The organism is Limnobacter sp. MED105 (assembly GCF_000170915.1).
Classification (GTDB): domain Bacteria; phylum Pseudomonadota; class Gammaproteobacteria; order Burkholderiales; family Burkholderiaceae_B; genus Limnobacter.
This window is the reverse complement of record NZ_ABCT01000004.1, coordinates 131,373-148,159: the sequence shown is the minus strand read 5'-3', so window position 1 is coordinate 148,159 and position 16,787 is coordinate 131,373. Positions and strand designations below refer to the sequence as shown.

General features: G+C 48.3%; 22 protein-coding genes. 13 read left to right on the top strand and 9 right to left on the bottom strand.

Annotated features, from left to right (window positions below; genetic code table 11):
• Positions 1 to 146 precede the first annotated feature (146 nt).
• From LMED105_RS05905 to LMED105_RS05865, 9 genes are all read left to right on the top strand, one after another.
• A complete protein-coding gene (locus tag LMED105_RS05905; RefSeq protein ID WP_008249223.1) occupies positions 147 to 476 on the top strand; it encodes a hypothetical protein in 330 nt (109 codons plus the stop codon).
• A gap of 64 nt (positions 477 to 540) precedes the next feature.
• Positions 541 to 921: a hypothetical protein gene (locus tag LMED105_RS05900; RefSeq protein ID WP_008249221.1), complete on the top strand. Its 381-nt coding sequence runs from the start codon at positions 541 to 543 to the stop codon at positions 919 to 921.
• Positions 922 to 974: 53 nt separating this feature from the next.
• Positions 975 to 1,304, top strand: coding sequence for a hypothetical protein (locus LMED105_RS05895; protein ID WP_156799560.1), 330 nt, complete (start codon positions 975 to 977; stop codon positions 1,302 to 1,304).
• Positions 1,301 to 2,716 carry a TolC family protein gene (locus LMED105_RS05890; RefSeq protein ID WP_008249217.1) on the top strand — a complete coding sequence of 472 codons (1,416 nt, stop codon included), beginning with the start codon at positions 1,301 to 1,303 and terminating at the stop codon, positions 2,714 to 2,716. The genes LMED105_RS05895 and LMED105_RS05890 overlap by 4 nt, the downstream gene beginning before the upstream one ends.
• Before the next feature lie 19 nt (positions 2,717 to 2,735).
• Positions 2,736 to 4,151 (top strand): multicopper oxidase family protein, encoded by a 1,416-nt coding sequence (locus tag LMED105_RS05885; protein ID WP_040512439.1) that lies wholly within the window; start codon positions 2,736 to 2,738, stop codon positions 4,149 to 4,151.
• 10 nt (positions 4,152 to 4,161) lie between these two features.
• A complete protein-coding gene (locus tag LMED105_RS05880; RefSeq protein WP_008249213.1) occupies positions 4,162 to 4,689 on the top strand; it encodes a cupredoxin domain-containing protein in 528 nt (175 codons plus the stop codon).
• Positions 4,686 to 5,216, top strand: a complete 531-nt coding sequence (locus LMED105_RS05875; protein WP_008249212.1) for a DUF411 domain-containing protein — start codon at positions 4,686 to 4,688, stop codon at positions 5,214 to 5,216. Before LMED105_RS05880 ends, LMED105_RS05875 begins: the two co-directional genes overlap by 4 nt.
• 40 nt (positions 5,217 to 5,256) lie before the next feature.
• Positions 5,257 to 5,619 (top strand): copper-binding protein, encoded by a 363-nt coding sequence (locus tag LMED105_RS05870; RefSeq protein WP_008249211.1) that lies wholly within the window; start codon positions 5,257 to 5,259, stop codon positions 5,617 to 5,619.
• A gap of 15 nt (positions 5,620 to 5,634) precedes the next feature.
• Positions 5,635 to 6,627, top strand: coding sequence for a patatin-like phospholipase family protein (locus LMED105_RS05865; protein ID WP_156799559.1), 993 nt, complete (start codon positions 5,635 to 5,637; stop codon positions 6,625 to 6,627).
• Between the two features lie 55 nt (positions 6,628 to 6,682).
• Here the strand turns inward: LMED105_RS05865 and LMED105_RS05860 are convergent, their stop codons facing one another.
• From LMED105_RS05860 to LMED105_RS05840, 5 genes are all read right to left on the bottom strand, one after another.
• Complete coding sequence (locus LMED105_RS05860) at positions 6,683 to 6,991, bottom strand: hypothetical protein (protein ID WP_008249208.1); 309 nt, start codon at positions 6,989 to 6,991, stop codon at positions 6,683 to 6,685.
• Positions 6,992 to 7,208: 217 nt separating this feature from the next.
• Complete coding sequence (locus LMED105_RS05855; RefSeq protein WP_008249206.1) at positions 7,209 to 7,616, bottom strand: DUF2971 domain-containing protein; 408 nt, start codon at positions 7,614 to 7,616, stop codon at positions 7,209 to 7,211.
• Positions 7,617 to 7,637: 21 nt separating this feature from the next.
• Positions 7,638 to 7,934 (bottom strand): hypothetical protein, encoded by a 297-nt coding sequence (locus LMED105_RS16980; protein ID WP_008249204.1) that lies wholly within the window; start codon positions 7,932 to 7,934, stop codon positions 7,638 to 7,640.
• A gap of 127 nt (positions 7,935 to 8,061) precedes the next feature.
• Entirely contained in the window at positions 8,062 to 9,456 is a 1,395-nt protein-coding gene (locus LMED105_RS05845) for a DEAD/DEAH box helicase (protein ID WP_008249203.1), read from the bottom strand.
• Positions 9,453 to 10,037, bottom strand: coding sequence for a hypothetical protein (locus LMED105_RS05840; RefSeq protein ID WP_008249196.1), 585 nt, complete (start codon positions 10,035 to 10,037; stop codon positions 9,453 to 9,455). The genes LMED105_RS05845 and LMED105_RS05840 overlap by 4 nt, the downstream gene beginning before the upstream one ends.
• Positions 10,038 to 10,169: 132 nt before the next feature.
• Between LMED105_RS05840 and LMED105_RS05835 the strand changes: the two genes are divergently transcribed.
• Positions 10,170 to 10,376, top strand: coding sequence for a helix-turn-helix domain-containing protein (locus LMED105_RS05835; protein WP_008249195.1), 207 nt, complete (start codon positions 10,170 to 10,172; stop codon positions 10,374 to 10,376).
• On the opposite strand, the gene LMED105_RS05830 is transcribed toward LMED105_RS05835, so the two are convergent.
• Positions 10,377 to 11,558, bottom strand: a complete 1,182-nt coding sequence (locus LMED105_RS05830) for a tyrosine-type recombinase/integrase (protein ID WP_008249192.1) — start codon at positions 11,556 to 11,558, stop codon at positions 10,377 to 10,379. It lies immediately after the preceding gene.
• 125 nt (positions 11,559 to 11,683) lie between these two features.
• Here LMED105_RS05830 and LMED105_RS05825 point away from each other — a divergent pair, with 125 nt between their 5' ends.
• The 3 genes from LMED105_RS05825 to LMED105_RS05820 all read left to right on the top strand — a co-directional run bounded on the left by LMED105_RS05825 (position 11,684) and on the right by LMED105_RS05820 (position 14,878).
• Complete coding sequence (locus LMED105_RS05825; protein ID WP_008249189.1) at positions 11,684 to 12,688, top strand: DNA-binding protein; 1,005 nt, start codon at positions 11,684 to 11,686, stop codon at positions 12,686 to 12,688.
• A 326-nt stretch (positions 12,689 to 13,014) separates the two neighbouring features.
• Complete coding sequence (locus LMED105_RS17075) at positions 13,015 to 13,149, top strand: hypothetical protein (protein ID WP_008249188.1); 135 nt, start codon at positions 13,015 to 13,017, stop codon at positions 13,147 to 13,149.
• A 103-nt stretch (positions 13,150 to 13,252) separates the two neighbouring features.
• The gene (locus tag LMED105_RS05820; protein ID WP_008249186.1) at positions 13,253 to 14,878 is read left to right on the top strand and encodes a PAS domain-containing methyl-accepting chemotaxis protein; all 1,626 of its coding nucleotides are present in this window, start codon (positions 13,253 to 13,255) and stop codon (positions 14,876 to 14,878) included.
• 45 nt (positions 14,879 to 14,923) lie between these two features.
• Here the strand turns inward: LMED105_RS05820 and LMED105_RS05815 are convergent, their stop codons facing one another.
• Genes LMED105_RS05815 through LMED105_RS05805 form a run of 3 tightly spaced genes read right to left on the bottom strand, consistent with a single transcriptional unit; the run spans position 14,924 to position 16,763 of the window.
• Positions 14,924 to 15,598 carry an ankyrin repeat domain-containing protein gene (locus LMED105_RS05815; protein WP_008249183.1) on the bottom strand — a complete coding sequence of 225 codons (675 nt, stop codon included), beginning with the start codon at positions 15,596 to 15,598 and terminating at the stop codon, positions 14,924 to 14,926.
• Complete coding sequence (locus tag LMED105_RS05810; protein ID WP_040512437.1) at positions 15,595 to 16,380, bottom strand: TatD family hydrolase; 786 nt, start codon at positions 16,378 to 16,380, stop codon at positions 15,595 to 15,597. The genes LMED105_RS05815 and LMED105_RS05810 overlap by 4 nt, the downstream gene beginning before the upstream one ends.
• Positions 16,380 to 16,763: a PilZ domain-containing protein gene (locus LMED105_RS05805; protein ID WP_008249165.1), complete on the bottom strand. Its 384-nt coding sequence runs from the start codon at positions 16,761 to 16,763 to the stop codon at positions 16,380 to 16,382. The genes LMED105_RS05810 and LMED105_RS05805 overlap by 1 nt, the downstream gene beginning before the upstream one ends.
• Positions 16,764 to 16,787 lie beyond the last annotated feature (24 nt).

Here is a 16,787-nt window from a genome sequence, read left to right as displayed (position 1 = left end):
CAGGTGCCCAGTATAACCACACCGAATTTGGTGAAGATTACATATTTGTAATGTACCGGGAAGGTGGCTGACAGTTGTCCCTAACTAAACTGTGGTCATGAGTTTGGAAGAACAACTCACCAATTTGAACCGATCGGGAGATCATCATGAAAAATATTAAAATTGCCGCTGTTCTGATTACCACCTTCGCCATTACTGCACCTTCATTGGTCCTTGCAGACGCTGCCTTCCACCCGGGCAAAGGCGACGCGGTCTATGAACCTCATCAGGGATTCAAAGATCCGGCGAAATCTGCGTCACACGGCAACAAGGGATTTCGCAGTTACAGCGCAAACATCATCGGTTCTGAAACTAGCGGAGATGGGACCACACATGGCGATTGGGGCAACTCACGCTCTGGAAAATCCCGTCAGGAGGTGTTGCGTGAATTACAAAGCCAAACCCCAGAAGAGCGTCGTCTGGCTAACTCGAACTAATGCCAAGGTTTGACATCTATGAAAGCGATGTTATTCTTTTGATTAATTACTGAACCGCACAATCATGACCAAAGTGATCAAATCACTGTTGATGTTTGCAATCGCCGCCTCTGTCATTTTTCAGGGCACGGCGCTTGCGGTCATGGTTGGATGTCATACCGGTTCTTTCGAACAAACCCTGGATGAGTCGGGTCCTTCATCGCTTTCGTCCGAGCATTGCATCGAGCACATGTCAGACCAAACTGCTCACCATGCTGGTTCGGACGATCAAGAGTCCAATGAAAGGCCCTGCTGCAGTTGTGATGCCATTTACAAAGCCAAGCTCGACCTTCCAGTTGTTCAAGTTGGTTTGATTCAATCCAACTTTCTCATCTCCGTTCCTTTCTCTTCAATTCTGCCTAGTGCCGACCTGGCACTGCCTTACCGACCGCCCATCCTGGCCTAAGCCAATTCTGAATTTCGTTTACTGATTTCAATTCATTTGGTGGAGGTACGTGTATGCGTACGGCTATGCAGTTGTTGCTAGCGGGTTCAATTCTCGCAGCAAGCACAGGGTTTGCAAACGCCCAGTCGGAAGGTTTGCAGATTGAATATCAATCAGCTTTTGAGAATTACTCAACATGGAAGCCAAAAGAAGGCGACCGTGATTGGGTGGGGGCCAATCAGAATGTAGAGAAAATTGGTGGCTGGCAATATTACGCCCGTGAGCCATACCTGAAAAGTGGTGAAGACCAGCAACCCATGCAGGACGGCGGCATGGGGCATGACATGAGCAAAATGAAAAAGCCCATGAGCCCCGGCGAAGCTCACCAAGGGGGGCACCGATGAGAACTTTGAAATACACAGCAATTGCTTTAGCGATTGCAGGCTTGACCGGCTGCGCCACAGTGAACATGGATCAGTCCATGGCCAACCTGAATGAAACCACTGCGTCCATGACCGACAAGAAAGTGGTTCTTGCTCTGAACGATGAGCAGCGCAATCAGTTGCGCGCGCAAGCAGATGAGTTGTTGAAAACCCCGCTCGGATTAAATTCCACAGTGGAGCTGATGTTGGTAAATAGCCCTGAATTTCAGGCGCTGTTGGCTCGGGGTTACAGCGAGTCTGCATTGGCCGCCCAATCGGGTCGAATCCCCAATCCAATTTTCAATTTTGAACGAATTACCGTTGGAGATGAACTTGAAATTGGGCGATTGTTCAGTTTTGGCCTGTTGGATTTAATCACGCTTCCTTGGCGTCAACAGGCTGCAACTTTTCGAATTGAGCGAGCTCAACTGCAGTTAGCTGGTGATGTGATTGGGCAAGTGGCTCAAGCGCGCTCAGCTTGGGTTGATGCAGTGGTCGCCTTGCAAAAACAGCAATATGCGGAGCAAGTATTCGAGAATGCACAAGCGAGTGCTGAATTGGCCAAACGCATGGAAGAAGTGGGCAACTTTACGATTATTCAACGTATTCGTCAGCAAATGTTTTATTCAGATGCTGCGCTTGGCTTGGCCATGGCACGTCAGGAGGCTACATCTACCCGTGAAAAGCTGGTTCGCGTGCTTGGGCTGGACGCACAGCAATTTGAGGAGCTAAAACTTCCAGATCGCTTGCCAGACTTGCCCGCTACTGTGAAAAAGCCTGAAGAAGTGTCCAAACAGGCCACCTCGCGGCTGGATGTTCAAATGGCCAAGCAAGCTTACGACGCGGCGCTGAAAGTGTCTGGTGCTGAAACCGTGAGCTCCTTTGTGGACATTGAGGCTGGGATTCGCCGCGATTCTGTATTCGACAGAGACTCTGGCTCCAAAACCAACCCAAAGGGATTTGAACTGGACATTCGATTGCCGCTGTTCGATTGGGGTGGTTTGCGGCGAGATGCATTGTCTGCGGAGTTACTGGCCAAGGCCAATACGCTTGAGGCGGTCATGAGGAATGTCGATTCAAACCTGCGGGAAAGTTACACCAATTACCGCACAGCTTATGACATTGCCAAGCACTATCAAACTGAGGTGGTTCCCATGCTTGATACCTTGGCCGAGCAAAACACACTGCGTTACAACGGCATGTTGATTGGTACTTTCGAGCTACTTGCTGACAGTCGTAACCAGGTGCGTTCCATCGAGTCATCCATTGACGCATCAGCGAACTTTCTGCGAGCTCAACTGGCCTTGGATGCTGCATTGATGGGCAGTCCAAGCAATGTAAAGCTTTCCATGGGCGCCCAGAGTCCAGCGGCTGAAGCCGCTGCTGGTCATTAAAAGATTTGGAGTAAGAGCAATGAATTCCAGAAGAGATTTTTTTAAGTTTGCCGGCATGGCCGGTGGCGCAGTGGCGGCAGCCAGTGTCAGCAAAGTGGCCATGGCCGCGCTGCCCGAGCCCGTCATTCAAACCTCGCCGGACACCATGGACCCTTTGACCCCAAACACAGGGCGGCCTTACAACCCGGTTGTTACCCTGAATGGCTGGACCTTGCCTTGGCGCATGAACAATGGCGTGAAGGAGTTCCACCTTGTGGCGGAACCCGTGGTGCGTGAGATGGCACCAGGTATGGTCGCTCACCTTTGGGGCTACAACGGACAAAGCCCAGGCCCCACCATTGAAGTGGTGGAAGGTGATCGCGTGCGTATTTTTGTGACGAACAAACTACCCGAGCACACCAGCGTGCACTGGCATGGCCAGCGCCTGCCCAATGGCATGGACGGTGTTGCAGGCCTGAACCAGCCGGCCATTCCTTCCGGCAAAACCTTTGTGTATGAGTTCGAGGCCAAGCGTCCCGGTACCTTCATGTACCACCCGCATGCCGATGAGATGGTGCAAATGGCCATGGGCATGATGGGTTTTTGGGTGACTCACCCCAAAAACAAACATCCCTTGATTGATAACGTGGACCGAGATTTCTGTTTTCTGCTGAATGCCTACGACATTGATCCTGGTGCGTACACACCAAAGATCATGACGATGCTCGACTTTAATTTGTGGACCTGGAACAGCCGCGTGTTTCCCGGGATTTCGCCCTTGTGTGTTCGAAAGAACGACAAGGTTCGGATACGAATTGGTAACTTGACCATGACCAATCACCCCATTCATCTGCACGGCCATGAATTCGAGGTGAGCGGCACCGACGGCGGCCCAACACCCAAAGGAAGTCGTTGGCCCGAAGTGACTACCGACATCGCCGTTGGGCAAATGCGGCAGATTGATTTTCTGGCCAATGAGGAAGGCGATTGGGCCTTTCATTGCCACAAAAGCCACCACACAATGAACGCCATGGGACACGATCTTCCCACCATGATCGGCGTGGATCACCGGGGAATCACGAAAAAAGCCCGAGGGCTCGTTCCCGAATACATGGTGATGGGTGAACGGGGTATGGCCGACATGACCGAGATGACAATGCCGATTCCCGACAACACCATCCCCATGATGACAGGCGATGGCCCGTTTGGCTCAGTGGAAATGGGCGGCATGTTCAGTATGTTGAAAGTGCGCAAAGACCAAAAGCCTGGGGATTATTCAGACCCCGGTTGGTACAAACATCCTAGCAAAACCGTGGCTTTTGAATACGAAGGCCCAGACATGCCCAAGCCCGTAACATCCGACAAGGCGGGAAAGCCCGCCATGAAATCCAGTAATCGACCTCAGGAAACAATCGAGTTGAAGGTCAGAAAACCTCAAGGCCATTCCGGCCACTAAGGAGTCAACCATGAAAAAATCGTTCGCAAATCATTCTCTATCGCTGCTGCTTGGTGCTGGGCTTTTATTGCCCGTGGCCGTATTGGCGCACGGCACTCAAGAGCATAAAAAGGCAGATTCCAATGCACAGCCAGTTCTTGAGCAAACCGCTTGGGGCATTGCCGGCACTCCGACCAAGATAGACCGCACGGTCAAAGTCGTGATGTCCGACAACATGCGCTTTGAGCCATCCTCCTTGCAGTTTAAGGAAGGTGAAACAGTGAAGTTTATTGTCAAGAACGAAGGAAAGCTGATGCATGAGTTTGTTCTGGGGACAAAAGACAAGAACCTGGAGCATGCAGACTTAATGAAGAAGTTTCCAAACATGGAGCATGAAGAGCCCTATATGGCACATGTGGCTCCGGGCAAAACCACTGAGATGGTGTGGACTTTCAACCGAAGTGGCGAGTTTGAGTTTGCCTGCTTGATTGCAGGCCACTTTGATGCAGGTATGCGCGGACCACTGCGCGTAGCCAAATCCTCTGGAGCTGAAAAGTGAAGCGAATTGCTTTTGTTGGTATTGCAACTGCAATTTTGGCATTGGGTGTTTTTGCTGCCATCAAACCTGAGACTTTCTCAACTGTTGAGAAAGTCTCAGTGGCTGCAACAGAATCTGATGCCAATCAAGTTTTACCCATTCATGTACACAAAACAGCGACCTGCGGTTGCTGCGGCGAATGGATTAAACACTTGGAAAAATCGGGGTTTTCCGTGAAGTATTCGAATCACGAAGACCTAGACAGCATTAAGGCGCAGTTCGGTATCGAAAACAATTACCAATCCTGTCACACAGGAGTATCGGCGAATGGCTTTGTGTTTGAAGGCCATGTTCCAGCCAAGTACATAAGGGAATTTCTGAACGAAACACCCGAGGATTCACTTGGCCTGTCCGTTCCAGCGATGCCAGTTGGCTCTCCTGGCATGGAATATGGCAACAAATTCATGCCGTATCAGGTATTACTCCTGAAGAAGGATGGGAGCGCTTCTGTTTATGCGGAAGTGAAAACCTATCAAGATCAATTTTGAAAAAACACCCGACTTAACAAAAACTGAAAGGAAAAAAATCATGAAAACCCATTTAATCAAACTTGCTTCAATCGTTGCGCTGTCAATTTCGACTTCGGTCTTTGCCGGAGGAGATCACGGTTCCCATTCAAGTAAAGCCGGTGAGCAAAAGTCCATGGAAGGTATGCAGATGAAGCAGTCCGAGACCATGGAAATGACGCAGGGCGAGGTGAAAAAAATTGATCCGAAGACTGGTAAGGTCACCTTGAAGCATGGCGAAATCAAGAACCTTCAAATGCCACCTATGACTATGGTTTTCTCGGCCAAAGAGGCGGCGCAACTGGAAGGCCTGAATAAGGGCGACAATGTTCTCTTTGCTGTGGATCAAAACATGAACATCACCCACATCGAGAAGAAACAGTAATCAGGAGAAGCACCATTGCAAAGTAAACCTGGATTTCCCAATGGATCGGTCATTGTGGGTAAATTGGGATTGATGTTGAGTTTGCTGGGTTCCGCAATGGTGCTTTGCGCCTGTCAAACAGTCGGAAATTTTGTTCATCCGGAAAGTCACAAACCAACGGTTACAGTAAAGAAGGAACCTTGGTTTAGCGCCGAGCGTGCTACCCGCACACAGAAAATGGAGGAGGGCTTTATTTTGGTTCTCTCCGGTGGAGGGGTTCGTGGCTTTGCCCACATCGGAGTTCTTAAAGCCCTGGAGGAATTGGGGCTTGAGCCCCGAATGGTGATTGGCACCAGTGCGGGTGCTGTCGTGGCTGCGTACTGGGGCTTGGGCTATACAGCCGATCAAATGATGCAACGTGCAGAATCACTAAATAACAGTGATCTGTTTGTACCCGTGTTACCGAATCTGGGACAGCCAGTTTTAAAGGGCGAGGCTGGAGTTTTTTCGGGTCAGTTTCTTGAACGGCAATTGCGCAGGGATTTCGACATTCAAACATTTGAAGATCTCCCGAAACCAATTGCCATAGTGGCCACAGACCTCCAAACAGGTCGTCCCGTGGTCTTTAATGCAGGTGATGTCGCCCAGGCAGTGCGGGCATCTTCAACAATTCCAGGTATCTTCACGCCACCTTCCATTAATGGCCGTCTTTACATCGATGGTCAGGCCAGTTCTCCACTGCCGATAGTTCCGGCAAAACGCTTGAGTGATCTTCCAATTCTTGCCGTAGACGTGGTGTATCCCCCCGAGCTTGCTGAGGTCTCTACGCTTACCGATTTGATGTTTCAAACCTTTTTGATATCGAGTTTTAGAATCAAAGAACTGGAGATGTTACAGGCGACAATGATCATCGCCCCTCAGTTAACCAATGTTGGTCAACTGGGTTTGAATGATCGTCATTGGGTATTTAAAACAGGTTATTTGGAAGCCAAAGAAAAACTTCGGAAAGCTGAAAAACTGCTGAAGTGATTTGTTAATTATGCACGGGTTGGCGGCGAATTAACACCAACCCTTAACCCCTTCATTAGCTTGCATCGCCTTCTGTGAGATCAACGCTTTTGATCTCACTCAGTACCTCAGCCCGTGACTTCGACGATTCGAATTCGTGTACCAACACTGTCGAATCTCCGGCCAGAGGGTTGAACTGATCTGCTTTTACCGCTTGTTGATACTCTTTTAGCACCGTTGCTTGGGTGGCCAGTTTGCCTTGGCTGATCAGTGCCACGTGGTCAGTGCCATCACCGTGATCTGTAGGGCCACTGGCCAAGGCAAAAGCTGGAAGCGTTGCGGAAATGGCAAACACTGTGGATGCGATCAATTGACGTGTTTTCATGGTAATTCTCCTTAAGTGTATCAGTTTGGGTTTTGCCTTTGCTTTCAATCAAGCGTTGGCATGACTCACACTTTACGCAGGGGCGAATGACCAGATCCTCTCAATTGAATTACAAATTTGTAATACACCAGAACACTAACCGGTAACCACAACCGGAACCAAATATGATCGCGTTGAAATAATGTCGCAAGCAAGATCGAATTAATCAAGGGAAAGATCATTTCCCAACTCTCAATATTGATGAATATCCGATCAGGTTGGGATCCAACATGAAAGATCTCAGTACTTCTTTTAACGCATCTAACTGCCACTTCTCTGCCCATGGAGAGAGCACTATCTTTTCCAGGGCCTTGTTCAAATCAAACTGAACGAACTGAGGTTTGTCATCAAAACTTTCATGGGATTCGGTTAGTGCGATGCGAAATTCCTGCTCAGCGAAGTAACCTTGCTGCTTGTGAAACGTGAAGAAAAAGTTTTGCTCATCGGGGACTCTATCGAGGATGTAATTGATATATTTAACCGGACCAACAATGTAGTCATTGGTCGGATCAAGTGCAGCAATTAAATCACCAGCAGTAGTTTTTAAAGCAACTCCGTTTTGTCTGCTACCGTAAACTCGCCACATCAAGGAGCACTCATCGTCAGATTACTGCCAGCTCGTCACCCATGTTCTTTTGCGGATACTTTCCAGATTTTCCGTAAGGGCAACAACTTCGTCGACAGATCTCGAGAAACATTTGCTGTCGTCGGAAAAGTCAATATTCAGAGTTGCTGAATTGCTAAAGGGCATGCGGCCTTCAAAACCGTCTTCAAATTCAGAAAGATTCGTAAACTTCAGCTTCTGTCCGGTAAGGAGACTCAAAAATCCATAGATGTCCATATACCGCCACAATGAGGTACCGTCACTCCAGTCACCTTCATTTATACGTGTAACAGTGCCCAATCCACACCCCTTTCAAAACGGAAAATTTATGTAAAAATAACATGCCGTCAGTTCTATGACGCATCAACAGAAGGCGAGGGTGCACAAAGAGGTATCGATTTCACCAGCACAAAAAACATGACCACCCCTAAAATGGTGAATTGAATGTTGCAATGATCTGCTCTCTAAACTGACCAGCCCATTCCAACCGAGTACGGTAATACCTCACTGTTTCTGAATCGAAGATCTCTGGTTGAAGCGTTAGGTGCAGGTCATCATTGCAGCGAATTTCCGAATAGTCGTTGAGCTTTTTTGAAGCATCAAAAGTCCTGCCAATCCTCTGTTCGGCGGCTAAACGTGGGCGAGAACCATCAAATTGAACAACACGAGACTCCGGGATTTCATGGTGAAGCTCATTTGCAAATTCGACTAGAGTTGGCTCAGCAAAAACAAACATCCAACCATCTTTATCGACATCATTGGTCATACGCAATATTCGACCCAAAACCTGTCGAAAATGCATTTCTGTTTTGACAATACTGAGGTGACAACACACTTGCAACCTTGGAATATCAGTACCCTCGCTAATCATCCCAACGCTAACAATCCATTGTTCATTAGAGTACCTAAATGCATCAATCGTTTTCGAAGCATCGTGATCTCTGTAGGTGACAACTTTCACGGACTGCGCGAATGTATTTGAAAGCTCAGCGGCTATAACGTGTGCATGCTCAACCGATCGAGCCACAACAAGACCAGCCGCATTGGGGTTTTTTAGGCGAATTTCCTTAAGTTTTTGACACCCACGATTCAGCATGAAATGAACAGCCTGAGGATTTTGAATGAGTTGGTCATATGTAATGCCATTCGAGCTCAGTAACTCGGCAAAGGATTCGAACGACTGGATTCCGCTTCGTAGATTCGTCAAGAGAATACGATCGTGATCAATGAGGACCAGCTTTGGATTGCGGCAAACTCCATCTTTGATTGCCTCGGCCAAACCATACTCATAATCACAGCGAACCTTGCCTTCAGGATCAGTGTATTTGGCAAGTACGATTGGCAAGTCATCACTTCGCCAAGGCGTACCACTAAGTGCAATACTGAAAGTGGCTTTACTTTGAATTCTCAGCAAAACCTGTTCCCCCCAGGAATTTGAGTTTGAAAGATCGCTGCCAGCACAATGATGAACCTCATCCAAGACCACTAAAACACGATGGGAATCGAATATCTGCCAAAAATCCGCTTGAATGAATAACAAACTTTGGTAAGTGTAAGCGCCGCCTATTGCACCAATTTGCCCGTCAAATCGACGTCCAAGCACATTGGTGAAAGTATTTGAGGTGTTTTGTGCAACTTCAATTGATGGTGCAAAGGTCAATACAAAATCGATTTTATTTGCTTGGAGCAGACTTTTAGCCAGTTCTGCGGATAGCCGGGTTTTACCCGACCCAGGCGTTGCCAAGCACATGAAATGTGACTGAGTTTTGAACCAGTTCAAAGCACCCGTAAGACAGTTGGATTGCCATCGACGCAGCTTCATGAAACGGGATCTTTCGGCATGCCAGCAAGCACGCTTTCAATGGCGCGAATCTTTCCGAGTATTTTTGAACTGACATCCCTGGACTTAAGGTAATGAGGCTCGAGCTTGGCTTTAAGCTGCGGATAGGTTTGGTGCAAGCGCAGATACTCCTCGGATTCACCGATCGAAGACAGCAAATCGACCTGATAAGTTTTTACCAATTGATCCAATTCGTCTCGAATGCAGGGATCTTTGACCGGCAAACTGGGGGCCCCATGCTCGACTTGCGTGGGCTGCTTGGGTTGCCTGGGCTGTTTGGGCCCTCGATCAACTGTCACTCTTTGCTTAAACACTGAGGCTACGAAAAGAGGGGTTTTCTTGTAGCGAGCAAATTCAGAAATGTCTTTGCTTTTTTCAAGCAAACCTGCGGTTAGAAGCCTTAGAACCACGCGGTACGCACGTTTGTGATAGTCACGCAAGGTCATATCTGTTTCATCTTTACATTCACGAATGATCGCGTCTCTCAATTCCATGACTGTGAAATTGTTCAAATTCCCCTCAATCAGAACTGAATAAAACTCGGGTGAAAGACTTCTTGTCATGATGCTCCATCGGTGTCATTTCCCCCCTGGCTACTGGCAACTGAAAAAAGGGGGTTTTGAGAAAGAACGGATTATAATCCGTGGCTATTAAAGCCGCAAATTTGGATAGTTCTTGCCTCTAGAGAGGCAACTATGCAAGACGTGGCAAAAATATTCGGCAGCAAAGTACGCGCAGCCAGAAAACTAAGGGGACTTTCTCAAGATGAATTGGCACTGAGAGCAGAAATTGATCGCAGCTATATGGGAAGGATTGAAAGGGGAGAGGTGCGTATCACCCTTGAAAAAGCCTACAAACTTGCAGCCACCCTCGGATGCGACATCAAAGAGTTGTTGCCGTAGTCATGAATTTGACCAAGCAACGCGGTGAGCCGTTGAAGTATCGGCGTGACGCTGATCATCGTCGGTGTGCAAATAAATAGAGGTTGTGCTGATTGACGCATGCCCCAGATTGTCCCGAATCACTCTCAAATCAACGCCTGAATTTGCCATGTGAGAGCCAGCGGTATGGCGAAGCCAATGGGCTGAAGCCGATTCAAGCTGAGATGCACGACGTACAGCGTGCATATCTCCTTGCATGCGCAATTTGGCCGCAACATCTGCAAACAAATCAGTCACAGTCCCATGTATGGAAGATCTACCAACCCTAATCCGAAAATTACGGGCTGAACCAAACAGCGGAACTTGCTCCCCTACACTCGGAAGACCAGACACCTGAACATAAGATCGATACAGCAACAACTCATCAAGAAACTCTCCTGAAATAGGAATTTGTCTCTCTTTATTGCCCTTACCAACAACCCTTAGCCACCACAAATCGTTACCGTCTGGGGCTCTTCGGAAATAAAAGTCCCCCATACAACCCTGTGAAACCTCTGAAATCCGCAAACCACCTAGGTAAAACAGTGAAAACAACCACCTCAAGCGATGGTACCTGAGCAGATCAGTTGATCTCAATTCAAGAATAAAAGCCTTCACCTCAAGCCATAGGATAGGATCAAGATAGCGTGTAACAGTTTTGGGCGAACTCGACGATCTGCGCTTGCCCAAAGCAAGCGGGTTACCCACCAAATACCCGGACTCAACCATCCAACTAAACATCGAATTAAGGATTACCAAGGTCTGCCTTTGACTACTTGCCGACAAAGGCCCAGCAAAGGGACGCCAACGGGAATCGTTGCGTCCGAATCGACGTCCTGGTGAAGACACCCAAAAGTCAGCGGGTTGCGGATCTAACAAGAACTGCCTGTAGAGCTGTAGATCTTCATAAACCAGCGAGGAAAGTGGTTTGGAAAGCTGCAAAACGGACCACAACAGTAGTCGCTCGGCCTCTTTGCGGTAGCTATCAAATGTACTTTTTGAGGCTTGAAATTGCATTAGCCATGCAGCAATAGCATCTACATCCCGGTTTGCCGCGATTTGACGCGGACCGGAGGCGCGATTTACTCCAGTAGAACCATCAAACGCACTAAATTGGAATGCTGGATTCTTTGAAAACGCACTGGGAATGAGCTCAAAACTCAAAACAACCTCGGATGAACAAATACATTGACATTATAAGTGTAATGTCAAAAATAATCAATAAATTAGTAATGCAATTACGTATTATGTAATAATATACGACCTTTAGCCAATCTCTGTACAAGCAAATGAACGATGTAAACTCTGATGATGAAATCCGTCAGCAAATCCTTGAATTGATGAACCAAGGCTTGTCCACACTGGAAATTTACAAGAAAACGTGTGCAATCCTTTTTTATCAACATGGAATAATGCCGACACCAACCAGACTCTATGCGTTGGTTAGGAAAGGGAGCATGTCAACGCCAGGTAAAGCAATACAGGAATTTTTAGCACAGCAAAAAGAGAAGGGCAGAATAGAACTGGAGATTCCAGAAATGCCAGAATCGCTGAAAACGACGTTCACAGAAGCGCTAAAGGAGACTTGGCGAATCGCCTCTCAAATTAGTTTGGCAGAGGCTCGTGAAGAAAATGAAACCCATCAAAAGGAGATGGAACACTTCACGCAACTAATAGAGCAACTGGAAGTTAATAATCAAGCCCTAGAATTACAAATCGGAGAAATCAAGCAAATCTTGGCTGAAAAAGATCTTCATGTATCAAAGCTTCAAAAGGAAATTAGTGACCTTGAAACAAAACTTTCGCTTGAATCGAACAGGCTAGAAATTGCCACAGACCAGTGCGAAGAGTTAAAAAGCCAACTTGATAAAGCAAGACGCGACTTTATCGCAGAGAGCCACAGAATGTCACAAGAGCATGAACAAGGCTTAGCCAGACTGAAAGACCATGAAAACCGGGCGTTAATGGAGATTGAGAGGGAACGACAAGCCGCCAACAGAGAAATTAAGGAAATAAGGAACGCCCTAAAACTCCGCGAGGATGAAATAAGGCAACGTGATAACAAACTCCGTGGAATCGCATCGGAGCTTGAGGTATCCGGTCGTGAATTAAGCGCAGCACAAACAAAACTTGAAATGACTACAGCAGATCTTCAAGCGATCCGGAGCAGTTATGAAGAACAAACCAGGCTAAACGGCCAGCTTAAGGCTCAAATAGAACAACTAAGTGCAAAACAGAACATCACACAACCAAAAAATAGCCGTAGGAAGACCCTGAAGCAGAGTCATGATTGATTTCTGAAGTTTGCATAGATTTAGCGGTTGGAGTAGTCTGGAATGTTGCTCAAAAGTAATGCTTCTTTACAATATTAAGCAAAAAGCAACTTCACTTTACAAATTTATGCAAAAAATCATTACAACTGTGTGCAAATAGTCGGATATGCTTCTGTACGAAAATTTACCAATGTCCAGTAGTTAACATAATACAAATTATACGCCAATTATATCAGAGATTAAAAAGGGTTACCCAGAGTGACCCCCACCAATACTGGCGATGCTCTCCGGTCAGGAATCGCCGAAAAAGTACATAGGTTCTTCCACTTTGATCTGAGGCTGTTCTTATGTACAAATTCATGTTTTTTGCTTTCGTGGTTTGCGCCGTGTATCCAGACTGGCCCATTGAAGCCGTTGCCGCTGGCCAAGACATTATTCAAGGTTTTCAATCCAAAGTGATTGTAGTTGGCCAAAACATGTAAACCCCAAAATTGAGGCCGATTTGGGCCTCTGTTGCGGGCCTTCATCAAGCCCGCATATTCGTATGATGTGAAGGTAAATCGATCCCTATGGTATGGAACCTTCATGTCTACAACTGCCCAAAATGAGCTCAAAGGCCGCAATGCCAGAATGGCCGCTTCTACAACCGCTGTAGAGCGCCTGCTGGACCCCCGAATTCCAATTGTCACCAAAACCGATCTGAAAGGTCGAATTACCTACGCCAATCCGGCCTTTGTCGAAATTTCCGGTTTTACACTTGAAGAACTGCTGGGCCAGCCCCACAACGTAGTTCGCCACCCGGACATGCCTCGCGACGCATTTAAAGACTTGTGGGACACAGCACGCCGGGACGAACCCTGGAAAGGCCTGGTCAAAAACCGTTGCAAGGACGGCGGCTACTATTGGGTCGATGCTTACGTTACACCGCTGACACAAAACGGCGAAAAAATTGGTTATATGTCGGTACGATCAAAGCCCAGCGACACGCAAAAAGCGGAAGCCGAGGCCTTGTACAAGGCAATCAATGCGGGCAGCGCCAGCTTTCCGTTCACAAAGCCTGCAAAAGGGCGCCCATTTGTTGTTGATTTGGCAATCGTCGGTTTTTTGCCGGTCATCATCGCCCTGCTTTCCATGTTTAACATCCCTGCCCTCAGCTATGGAAGCGCTGCAGCGTCATTTGTAGCTGCGGCCCTGGGGTTGATGTGGTTGAAAGGTCGTGTTGAACACACCAACAACTCGATGCTGCAGGCGATGCGTGCCTTGGCAGAAGGTAATTTCAAACATGAAATTCCAGAGTCCAGTACGCGTGAATTCAATAAGGTACACACTGCTTTCAAAAGCATGCAAGTCAACTTGAGGGCCATTATTGCTGACGTTATTTCCAGCTCATCGGAAGTGAAAAACAACGCTGAACACCTCAGCCAATTGGCAATCAACTTAATGACTCGATCACAGCAACAATCCGATGGCATCAACGGCGTCGCAGCGGCGCTGGAGGAACTGTCAGTGTCCGTCTCTGAAATTTCAGAAGCAACCGGCAAAAGTTCGGCACATGCCAAGAACGCCATGGATGTCGTGGATACGGGTGCGCAAAGCATGGACAAGTCCACCCAGGCGACTCAGAAGGTGGCGCAGGTTGTTCAGGATGCAAAACAGAATATTGAAGAATTGAACCGTGCCGTGGTGAAAATCAGCAACGTAACCCGAACCATTACAGAGATTGCCGAGAAAACCAACTTGCTGGCCTTGAATGCTGCCATTGAGGCAGCCAGAGCCGGTGAATCAGGTCGGGGTTTTGCGGTTGTGGCCGACGAAGTACGCAAACTTGCGGAAATGACACGACAGTCCACCACGGAAATTTCGGCCACGGTGCAGGAAGTTCAAAGTGGTACCAACAAAGGCCTTGAAACCATGGGCCGTGCAGTTGACGAAGTCAATATTGGCACCACCCTGATTCTGGAGGCGGGCGAAAGTCTGCAAGCAATCAAGGTGGCCAGTCGCGGTGTTGCGCAATCTGCGAAGGATATTTCAGCGATGCTGGAACAACAGTCCCAGGCTTCACTAGAGGTAGCCAACAGCATGGAGCGAATGAGTGCCCTGACCGAAAGCAACGTTGCTGCAATCAATGACCTGGACAGCGCAGCAAAACAACTGGCCTCAACTTCGGGCGATTTGCGCACCCTCGTTAAACATTTTGAGGCAAGCCTTTAGGCACTACCCAACCGTTCACTTTCACCCGTCAATCAGGCGAATGCATTAGTTCGTCTTGTTAGGCTTCAAGGGCGCTGTTCTCAGCGCCCTTTCTTTCTTCATGATCTCAAACGCCAATTCTTTCCGGTTCGCTTTTATCGCATACCCTGCAGCGTTGTATCCCGCCTGATTTTTCAAGCCCGGGTTGGCGCCTAACTTTAAAAGCATACGCGTGGCCGCTTCCCTGCCCTCGCGTGCAGCCATCATCAGAGGAGTGGTGTCGTTGGGGGACAGTACATCGATTCTCGCACCCGACTTCACCAACAGTTCGATGGATTCACTTGATCCAGAGGCTGCAGCATTGTGCAAGGCTGTCCATTGCCCGTCTTCGCCAACTTGGGCGCCTTTGGCCAACAAAGCGGCAACCCACTCGGGCTTGTTCAGTGTGCAAGCCACCATCAGTGGGGTTTCACCACGCCGATCGGCTTGGTTGGGGTTCAGCTTGCCGGAGGACAATAAAACCCGCACGGCACTGGGTGATTCTTGCATCATGCCAAAAGTGATGGCGGGAAAGCCCTGCTCATTCACAGTGTTAGGGTCCATCCCTCTCAGCAAAAGAGATTTCAGACGGTACTCGTCATCAAACTTGATTGCGACGAAAAAGTCTTCGAAGGCACCTGCAATGGCCACACCCGGCATGGCCAATAGAAACACACTGCTTACAAAGGCACGGCGCCTCAAACTGCAGCCACTCCAGCGTTTGAAAACCCAAACAAACGATCAAAATTGGCAGATGTTTGAACACCAATTTCCTCTGCTGAAACGCCCTTCTCTTGCGCAATTACCTTGGCCACATGCGGAACAAAACTAGGCTCGTTGGTTTTGCCACGGTGCGGAACAGGCGCAAGATAGGGAGAATCGGTTTCAATGAGAATTCGATCCATGGGCGCAAACCTGGCCACCTCGCGAAGGTCGGCCGCGTTCTTGAAACTGACGATGCCCGAGAATGACAAATACATGCCCAAATCCAGAGCCTTTCGAGCAAAATCAAGGGACTCTGTGAAGCAGTGAATAATGCCACCACAGCCTTGCACATTTTCTTCGGCAAGAATTTTCAAGGTGTCGTCACCGGCTGCGCGGGTGTGAACGATCACTGGTTTTTTACACACATTGGCTGCGCGCAAGTGCACCCTGAAACGTTCACGTTGCCATTGCAGGTCGCCTTTCAAGCGAAAGTAATCCAAACCCGTTTCGCCGATACCAATCACCTTGGGGTGATCGGCGAGCTCAAGCAGTTTTTCAACTGTGGGTTCGGTAATGTCTTCGTAATCAGGATGCACGCCGGCAGTAGCCCACAATTGCTGGTGGTTTTCAGCCAGCGCCAGTACGTTGGGAAAATCTTCAAGCTGAACAGAAATGCACAAGGCGCGGTTAACCTGCGCTGCCTGCATTCGACTCAGAATATCTGGGAGCTGCTCGACCAGACCGGGGAAATCAAGATGGCAATGTGAATCAGTAAACACTACAAGGTTGCTGTTTTTTTCATGGAATTTTGCATTTTACCAATCATTTGCTCAATTGCCACCCGCACACCCTCCCCACTGTCGTCTTTCGGGAACTGCACGCCAATGCCCTGTGCCTTGTCTCCACGCGCATTCGCACCACAAATCCACACTACCTTGCCGTTGATGGGAAATTTTTTCGCTTCCTCGCCCACGGTCAGCAATACGAACACTGGATCGCCCAAATTGTATGTTTTGTCACTTTCCACGAATACACCACCGCCCTTGATAAAAGGCATATACAGGTTGGCCGCCGTGTTCTTGTCACCCAGGGTTAAGGAGAGCATCCACGGACGATTGGCCTCTTTGTTACTGCGTGGGTTATTCATCAAGTTACTGGTCATGGCGTGTGTTGTCCGGAAAGGGAA